9 protein-coding genes are annotated in these 8313 nt (G+C 51.5%); 6 read left to right on the top strand and 3 right to left on the bottom strand.

Features of this window, described 5'->3' with window-relative positions:
* Window positions 1-155 precede the first annotated feature (155 nt).
* The 6 genes from dinG to BZG79_RS08195 all read left to right on the top strand — a co-directional run bounded on the left by dinG (window position 156) and on the right by BZG79_RS08195 (window position 6812).
* Complete coding sequence (gene dinG / locus BZG79_RS08220; RefSeq protein WP_077774160.1) at window positions 156-2228, top strand: ATP-dependent DNA helicase DinG; 2073 nt, start codon at window positions 156-158, stop codon at window positions 2226-2228.
* Window positions 2229-2242: 14 nt separating this feature from the next.
* Window positions 2243-3016 (top strand): TSUP family transporter, encoded by a 774-nt coding sequence (locus tag BZG79_RS08215; protein WP_077774159.1) that lies wholly within the window; start codon window positions 2243-2245, stop codon window positions 3014-3016.
* A gap of 42 nt (window positions 3017-3058) precedes the next feature.
* Window positions 3059-3613, top strand: a complete 555-nt coding sequence (locus tag BZG79_RS08210; protein ID WP_242414146.1) for a primosomal replication protein — start codon at window positions 3059-3061, stop codon at window positions 3611-3613.
* Window positions 3614-3668: 55 nt separating this feature from the next.
* Window positions 3669-4595 carry a histone deacetylase gene (locus BZG79_RS08205; RefSeq protein ID WP_077774158.1) on the top strand — a complete coding sequence of 309 codons (927 nt, stop codon included), beginning with the start codon at window positions 3669-3671 and terminating at the stop codon, window positions 4593-4595.
* On the top strand, window positions 4592-4768 hold the full coding sequence (gene rsmS / locus BZG79_RS08200) for a pleiotropic regulatory protein RsmS (RefSeq protein WP_021022495.1): 177 nt from the start codon (window positions 4592-4594) through the stop codon (window positions 4766-4768). Before BZG79_RS08205 ends, rsmS begins: the two co-directional genes overlap by 4 nt.
* Window positions 4769-5381: 613 nt before the next feature.
* Window positions 5382-6812 carry an alanine/glycine:cation symporter family protein gene (locus tag BZG79_RS08195; protein ID WP_077460143.1) on the top strand — a complete coding sequence of 477 codons (1431 nt, stop codon included), beginning with the start codon at window positions 5382-5384 and terminating at the stop codon, window positions 6810-6812.
* Between the two features lie 77 nt (window positions 6813-6889).
* Here the strand turns inward: BZG79_RS08195 and BZG79_RS08190 are convergent, their stop codons facing one another.
* From BZG79_RS08190 to BZG79_RS08180, 3 genes are all read right to left on the bottom strand, one after another.
* A complete protein-coding gene (locus tag BZG79_RS08190; RefSeq protein WP_021022497.1) occupies window positions 6890-7093 on the bottom strand; it encodes a hypothetical protein in 204 nt (67 codons plus the stop codon).
* A gap of 104 nt (window positions 7094-7197) precedes the next feature.
* Window positions 7198-7929: a 3'-5' exonuclease gene (locus BZG79_RS08185; protein WP_077774157.1), complete on the bottom strand. Its 732-nt coding sequence runs from the start codon at window positions 7927-7929 to the stop codon at window positions 7198-7200.
* A gap of 9 nt (window positions 7930-7938) precedes the next feature.
* A partial coding sequence (locus BZG79_RS08180; RefSeq protein WP_277919132.1) for a putative nucleotidyltransferase substrate binding domain-containing protein occupies window positions 7939-8313 on the bottom strand: 375 nt, incomplete at its 5' end.

Below are 8313 nucleotides of genomic sequence, written 5' to 3'. Positions count from 1 at the left end.
ATAAAACGGCAGATCAGCAAGATAGCAGCGAATGGTTCAAATTAAATTCGTGACCAAGATCTCATATCTGTAAGGAAAACTTACATTTCGCGATCGTTTTCACGTTTTTTCCCCGTGTTATACTGGGGCTTATCCTTTACTACTCGGACCTGTTGATGCTCAGCCCTGCCGTAAAATCAGACATTCGCGCGTGCTACCAGACGCTACAAGACCAACTTCCCCACTTTATTCCGCGCAAAGCTCAAAACTATTTAGTGGCAGAGCTGGCCAAAACCTTGGCGGGTGATTATGACCCCAAGCGTCGGCTACTGGTGGCCGAGGCCGGCACTGGGGTGGGCAAATCAATGGCGTATTTGATGGGCGCGATTCCGTTTGCGCTTAACAACAATAAAAAAGTGGTGGTGTCGACCGCAACCGTGGCGTTGCAAGAGCAGCTCGCCGATAAAGATATCCCGTTTTTTCATCGTATCTGCCCCAAGCCGTTTGATTTTATCTTGGCCAAGGGGCGGCAGCGCTATTGCTGTGCACACAAGCTGRGTGCAGTGGCAGAGACCGAGAGCATCCAAGGGGCGCTATTTGCTCAAAAACCCAAGCGCAGCGAGCAATTGTTGCTGAATGATCTTTACGTTGCCCTGAGTCGAGGAAAATGGGATGGCGACCGCGACAGCTGGCCCAAACCGATTGCCGATCACCTATGGCAAGCGATCGCCTCTGACAAACACACCTGCCATGCTGGCCTGCCCGCTCACCGTGGTTGCCCCTTTGCCAAAGCACGCGAGGCAATGGATAAAGCCGATGTGGTGGTGGTCAATCACAGCTTGCTGCTCGCCGATCTCGAACTCGGCGGCGGGGTGATCTTGCCCGAGCCAGAGCAGTGCCTGTATATGATTGACGAGGCGCACCACCTTCCCACGGTGGCGCGTGACTTCTCAGCGGCCAGTGCCAGTTTGCTCGGCGTGGTCGGTTGGCTAGAAAAGCTGAACCAAGCCGCTACCAAGTTGGGAAATACCGCGGATATGACGCGCGCACACCGCTTTGTTGATAGCTTACTCGAGGCAATACAAACCCTGATCCCCGGGTTACGCGAGGCAAAAAATATGCTCAGTCAACTGTCGCTCAACGACGACGGTTGTTATCGCTTTGCCGATGGTGAACTGCCCGAAGCCCTGATTGCGCCCAGCGAACAACTAAAAACCGCGAGCAAAAAAGCTCATCAGGCATTGGGAAAGATCCATGATTTGATCAATGAGCGTCTGAAAGAAAATGACATTTCTGCCAAACTGGCTGATCCGGCGCTCGCCGAAACCGCGTTTTTCCTCCAACGGTTAGAAAATTTAGAAAAAGTCTGGACCTTAATGGCCCAACCGAATGCCGATAAAGGCGCACCGCTTGCCCGTTGGGTGCAAGCCTGCCGTGAGCGCGAGGGGGATCTTTGGGTGCATGTCTCTCCCTTAGAAGTAGGCTGGCGTCTGGATCAAATGCTCTGGTCTCGCGCCGCCGGGGTTGGCCTGTTTTCTGCGACCTTGCGCGCCCTGAATCGCTTTAGCTATTTTTGCCGCCAAGTCGGACTGAGTGAAAGCGATGGTTCGCGCTATTTAGCCTTGCCCTCGCCGTTTGATTACGCCAATAAAGCGCGCTTGGTGATCCCAACCATGCCTTGTGAGCCGCAAGCCAGTGCCTTTACGGCGGCACTGAGCGAGAAAATTATTGAGCACCTAGAGGGCGAGCGAGCGTCCTTGGTATTGTTCGCCTCTTATTGGCAGATGAAACAAGTCACCCAAGCCATTGAGCAAACGGTCATACAACGCGGCTGGCAACTGCTCTGTCAGGGCACACAATCACGCACGGCGCTATTAAAGGCCCATCAGCAAGCAGTCAGTGCGGACAAAACCAGTATAATTTTTGGCACCGGCAGTTTTTCCGAGGGCTTAGATTTACCCGGTAACTTACTGACTAATCTCATTATAACGAAAATTCCCTTTGCGGTCCCCACTTCTCCAGTGGAAGAAGCTCACGCGGAGTATATTGAACGCTGCGGTGGCAATCCGTTTTTACAAATCGCGGTCCCAGAAGCGAGTAAAAAGCTGGTGCAATCAGTCGGTCGTCTACTGCGCAAAGAGGAAGACTCTGGTAAAGTAGTGCTTCTTGACCGGCGTATTATCACCCGCAGATATGGCCAATCTTTACTCGACTCGCTGCCGCCATTCAAACGCGTGATCGAACCTTAAATTAACGAGTGACTATGCTTGAATTGATTGATCTTTCGACCTTAGTGATCCTAGGGCTGACTGCTTTTGTCGCCGGCTTTATCGATGCCGTCGCCGGCGGTGGCGGCATGCTGACTGTTCCAGCCCTATTATCACTGGGTTTGCCGCCCCATGTGGCATTAGGTACCAATAAACTGGCCGCGACCTTTGCCTCCAGCACCGCCGCCTTTACCTATTATAAAAAACGTCTTTTTTCGCCTGTATTTTGGCAACACGCGTTTTGGGGCACCTTGATTGGCGCAACTGCAGGGACTTTACTGGTTGATGTGTTAAGCACTGAATGGTTAGAAAAGGCGATCCCCGTGGTGGTGCTTGTGGCAGCGATTTACACCGTTTGGCATCCCCACCCTAAAGGAGATAACAACCAGCTCCCCGCGCGCTGCCCTAAGTTACCGATGAAGCAATGGAGCCAAGGCCTGTCGTTGGGCTTTTACGATGGCGTTGCCGGTCCGGGTACGGGCGCGTTTTGGACGGTGTCTACCATGTCGCTCTATCGGATGAATATTTTGCTCTCTTCCGGATTGGCGAAAGCGATGAACTTCACCAGTAATATTACCTCATTGGTGGCGTTTACGCTTTTGGGCCATGTGAACTGGGCGCTTGGGCTGACCATGGGCGTATGCTTGATGCTGGGGGCATTTATTGGCGCCCACTCCGCGATTCGTTTTGGCAGTCAGTTTATTCGACCTATTTTTGTGACCGCGGTGGTGATTTTAGCCGGTAAACTGGCCGTTGATGCTTGGTTTTAATCGCCGTTATCGTCGCCGCTGTGCGTGACTGAGAGACCTATAATGAAAGCGCAAATCGATGCAATGTCCCAACACCTTGAGCAACTGGCCAATCAAGCCGCAGAGGTCGACCGACGCCGTGGCGAAGCCCGCGCGCCTTTATTCGCGACAACGCTTTTTCATTGCAAAGGCAAATTGCTCACACCCTGTGTGAACGAAGCCCAAGGATTGCTGGCAGTGATGCAGCGCGATCACCAACAAGGGGCGCTGAGCGATGCACGTGCGACCCATATTTGCGACACCTTGTTATCGCAAATCACCGCGCTACAACGTGAACTGGCGACACAGCCGTTACGTAAGCAAGAGCAAGCCAAACGCGGGCCACGACGCCAGGCGATTGGTGAGCTTTATCAAGACTTAGCCAAGCACCAAGATTGGGAGCGTCGACTGGCCGATAAACTCCGAGACGCCAATGCCAGCGTCGAGATGGCATCGACCCCCGCGGTGCGTCAGCAGTACCAAAAACAAGTGCTTGCCTTAGAACAACGCCTAGCACGCTGCACCAAGGCGCGAGAGCGTATCGAAACCACGATCAGTTACCGAGAAAAAAAATCGTGATTCACGTTCAGCTCACACCAAGCGTCAAACCCGAGCGCTCAACCAGGAGAGATACGTGCTGCCATTGATTTATCATCCGGTGTACTCGGACTTTCCCCTTCCCGACGGCCACCGCTACCCTTTGCAAAAATATCGATTGTTGTTTGAGCGGTTACAACGCCTGGCGTTACCGGTTGAATTTCATCAACCGATCCCGGCCACTCGAAAAGTGATTGATGCTGTTCATGATCCCGCGTATGTCAGTCAGTTGCTGGCAGGGGATCTCCCCTTAGTCAAAATGCGTCGGATTGGTTTTCCATGGAGCGACGCACTGATCGCACGCAGTTTAACCTCGCTCGGCGGCACCACACTGACGGTCGATCACGCTCTAGATTCAGGCCTTGCTATTCATCTTACCGGCGGCTATCACCATGCGCACCACGACTTTGGCAGCGGCTTTTGTTTATTTAATGATTTGATGATTGCCGCCCGCCATGCGCTCACCCAGCCAGGCATTGATAAGGTGATGATTGTCGATTGTGATGTACATCATGGTGATGGCACCGCCGCCTTGGCCGCCGACCACCCCGATATTGTGACGTTTTCTGTCCATTGCGAGAAAAATTTTCCCTCACGCAAACCCCCCTCCGATTTGGACTTACCCCTGCCAACAGGCACAGGCGATCAGGACTATCTCAGCGCTTTTTTGCCCTTGTTAGATCTCGCCCTCGCACAATACCGCCCTGATATGGTGATTTATGATGCGGGGGTCGATGTCCACCAAGCCGATGCGCTTGGCTATTTGACGTTATCGACCGAGGGCATTTATCAACGCGATAGCGGGGTACTCTCACGCTGTGCCAAGCATGATATTCCGGTCGCCGCGGTGATTGGTGGCGGATACCATGACTCGCATACCAGTTTGGTGCCGTTGCACGAACAACTCATTCAAGCGGCCCTTATTCACTTTGCTGATTTTGCATCCAGCCCGGAGGTATCATGACTGACCCGCACGCGTCGACACCAAGCGCCTTAGAAAACGCCCCTGATGACGTCAAACTCGCTGTCGATCTTATTTACTTGCTCGAAAACCATGCCATTGATCCAGATACCGCTTTATCTGCGATTGAGATGGTGAGACGCGATCTGCTGGCGAAAAAAAACTCACCTCCCTAATCAATTAGGCATGCGGCCGCTACTTTTTCTGACAAAAACGGTTGGCGTTTCCGAATGGCTTGCATGCTTACCACTCGATTTTGCTGATATTACGTGCTGTCGATCACATTTTGTTCAGTCTTAACAATGTGAATAAATAGTCATTATTTACGCTATATTATTTATCCAATTGAACCTGGACTGCTTTAACATCAAGCAATTAGCCTGCAAAGCATTACATTTTGGTTACAGTTTTTAGTGCTGTTATTAACACATGCAACCGATTAAAAAACCAACACTTCGCTAATCATATAGTGTTTTGTCTCACAAATATCGGTATTATCCGGCGTGCTCCAATTAGTGTACCGGTGCGTTGAAACATCGGCATGGCTAATCAAAGCGCACTCTGGCAACAGCCGAGCATGGATTCAAAATGCTGTTGCAGACTCAACGTCCACTCGTCATATCAGGCCTTGATGCATGACTTTCTCGAGTGACGCGTTGCTCACCTGCATGGATGGCAGCGATCTCACAAGGACAGTGGTTGTCGACCCTCGCATTCGGTAATCATCGGGTTATGGCCCGAGCAACAACCGTGCAAGGCGTCTCCCAACAGACAAAACAGAGTTTAATGATGGAACTACTTAAAAATCTATTTGTGTCCGTAGTCGATACAGGTAACGGCCTCCTTTGGGGCAGCGTACTGATTTATCTTTTGATTGGCTTAGGCTTGTACTTCACGGTGCGATCAGGCTTCATTCAATTCCGTAACTTTGGCCACATGTTTAAACTGATGGCAGACAGCCGTAATGGCGCATCAGGCGGGATCTCGTCGTTCCAAGCATTCAGTACCAGTCTTGCCGCGCGTGTCGGCACCGGGAATATGGCAGGTGTCGCGGTGGCGCTGTATCTTGGTGGCCCGGGTGCTATTTTCTGGATGTGGCTAACCGCCCTGGTGGGTATGGCCACCAGCTTCGTCGAATCCACTCTCGCGCAAGCGTACAAAGTGAACCACAACGACAAAACCTACCGCGGAGGCCCGGCTTACTACATCGAAAAAGGCTTGGGTCAACGTTGGCTTGGGATTGCATTTGCCATTTGCTTGATTATCGCCTTTGGTTTGGCTTTTAACGGGGTGCAATCGAATTCCATTGCCGCAGCCATGGACACCGCGTTTGGCTTTAATGATCTCGCTGTCGGTATTGGTCTGGCGTTGGTCACCGCACCGGTTATTTTTGGCGGCATGCGCTCAGTCGCACGCGTTGCAGAGCTGATTGTCCCCTTTATGGCACTGGCTTATTTATTGGTTGCCTTGGTCGTGGTTGCCATGAACATCGAACAGCTTCCCGCCGTGATTACAACCATTGTCAAAAGCGCATTAGGCTTGGAGCAGGCTGCAGGCGGTGCCATGGGCTATGCGATCGCGCAAGCAATGATGCAAGGGATTAAACGCGGCTTGTTCTCAAACGAAGCAGGTATGGGTTCAGCCCCTAATGCTGCGGCAACGGCGACTACCAAGCCGAATCATCCTGCCGCGCAGGGCTACGTTCAGATGCTGGGTGTCTTCGTCGATACCATTGTCATTTGTACCGCGACCGCATCGATTATCTTGATCTCGGGCATGCTTGAGCCTGAGAGCGGCCTGACAGGTATTGCACTGACGCAAGAAGCCTTGGTCAGCCAAGTCGGTGATTGGGGCGCTGCCTTTATCGCCATCGCGATTCTGCTGTTTGCCTTTACCTCGATCATTGCCAACTATTCGTATGGCGAGTCGAACATCGAGTATATCTTTAAGTGTCGTAAAGCCATCTTGTTGTATCGTATTGCGGTGCTCGCAATGGTGCTGATGGGCGCGGTGATGGATCTGCCACTGATTTGGAGCTTTGCTGACTTATCAATGGGGATGATGGCTGTGATTAACTTGGTCGCGATTGCGCTGCTGTCTGGCGTCGCGTTCGCCTTGATGAAAGACTACGAAGACCAGCGTCGTGCGGGTAAAAACCCGACCTTTGATCGTACCAAATTCCCGAAACTGGATAAGCAAATCGATAAAGACGTTTGGTAATGCCAAGCCGATAGAACAAAAAAACCACCGGTGATTCGGTGGTTTTTTTATTGGGCTCACTTTTTAAGGCGATGAACTTACACGCTCAACCAATACCCGATTAATAGCGTAAAAACCAGACACGCGCCGGCGTAAAAACCCAACTCAATTTTACGCGCTGTCATGTCTTCTGCTTCTTCCGGTTTGAGCGTCAATCCCCAATAGGCAAAGCCAACCGACGATGATAACAACAGCACCCCGAGACCGAATGCCAGCCCCTCTACTACGTGGATCAATGTCATTTGTGTTCCTCTTACTTTCCGTCACTGGCTTGTAGCACGCAAATTATACGCCTTGTCGACGAATACGGAAACCACACGAGAAACGTTCATTGTGTCTTTGTTTATTATCGCCRTAACTCACTAATGGGTGTATCAGGCGAGAAGTCGTGTGCAATTTGTGCCTGTAGTAGTTCGGCAGTGGCGATTGCATCGGTAAGCGCATGGTGGCTTTGATAAAACGGCAACTGATAGCGCTGCCGACTGTCAGCCAAGCGAATCGATTCCGGCGGCCGACGGGCTATCCAGTCAGCGAAGCTACGCTTGCCGGTGCGATGCTTCCAGGCTTCTAATTCCATGGTATCGACCATGGGGAAAATAATGCCCTCGCCTAGCCGCTCTTTTATCGCACGATCCAAAAACTCGCGTTCAATCCGGCGATAATGCACCACCACCACTGAACCGGCCAGCGCGCTGAGTAGTGGCTCAATCACATGGGAAAAATCCGGTGCATTGACAATGTCGGAGTGCGTGATGCCGTGAATGACAATCGACGATTCGGCAAGTGGTCGGTTGGGGTTCACAATCCAATGCTGTGCCTGTTGGCAGCGAATACGATTGAGAGTAAAAGGCACTAAGCCAATACTGACAATCGCATCTTGCTGGCTATCGAGCCCCGTTGTTTCAAAATCAAGCGCCACAAACGGCACTTGCGAAACGGGCGTGTCGGGTGACACCCATCCTTGCTGATAAAAGGCCTGCAAGGTTTCGTGCTGCACGGTCTCGCGTTTCGTGTCTAGCATCGCACGCCAGTCTACCTGGTCTGCATCCTCTTTTTTCCTAAGATTAAAGTGGAACATATCCTTCCTTTACGACCGATTGGGCTGATAGCGGAATTTCAAAAATTTCTGGGCATTACTTAAAATCTGAAAGGCGTCTTTTAAATTACGGCGCTCAAAGTCAGATAAGTTCTCTGGCTCAATATTGTTATCAGGTTCACGATCCGCTTCTATATCTAATGCTTGGTGACGGATCCTGACCATCGAAATAAACTCCATCGCATCGCGCAGATCGGGACCGCGGCCTTTGGGTAAGATCCCTGCTTCGATAATATCGTCTAAACGCTCAAACGAGTTTTGCGAGCGCGAATCGGTCGCCAATGCATGAACACGTATCAAGTCGGCTAAGGGTGCGGTACCACGCCGCTTTAAGTTAATCGAATTATTGTGGCGACCGTCTTGCTC

This window comes from Salinivibrio sp. MA427, from assembly GCF_001996115.1.
GTDB lineage: Bacteria > Pseudomonadota > Gammaproteobacteria > Enterobacterales > Vibrionaceae > Salinivibrio > Salinivibrio costicola.
The sequence above is the reverse complement of the archived record's forward strand: the minus strand, read 5'-3'. Positions and strand labels throughout refer to the sequence as shown.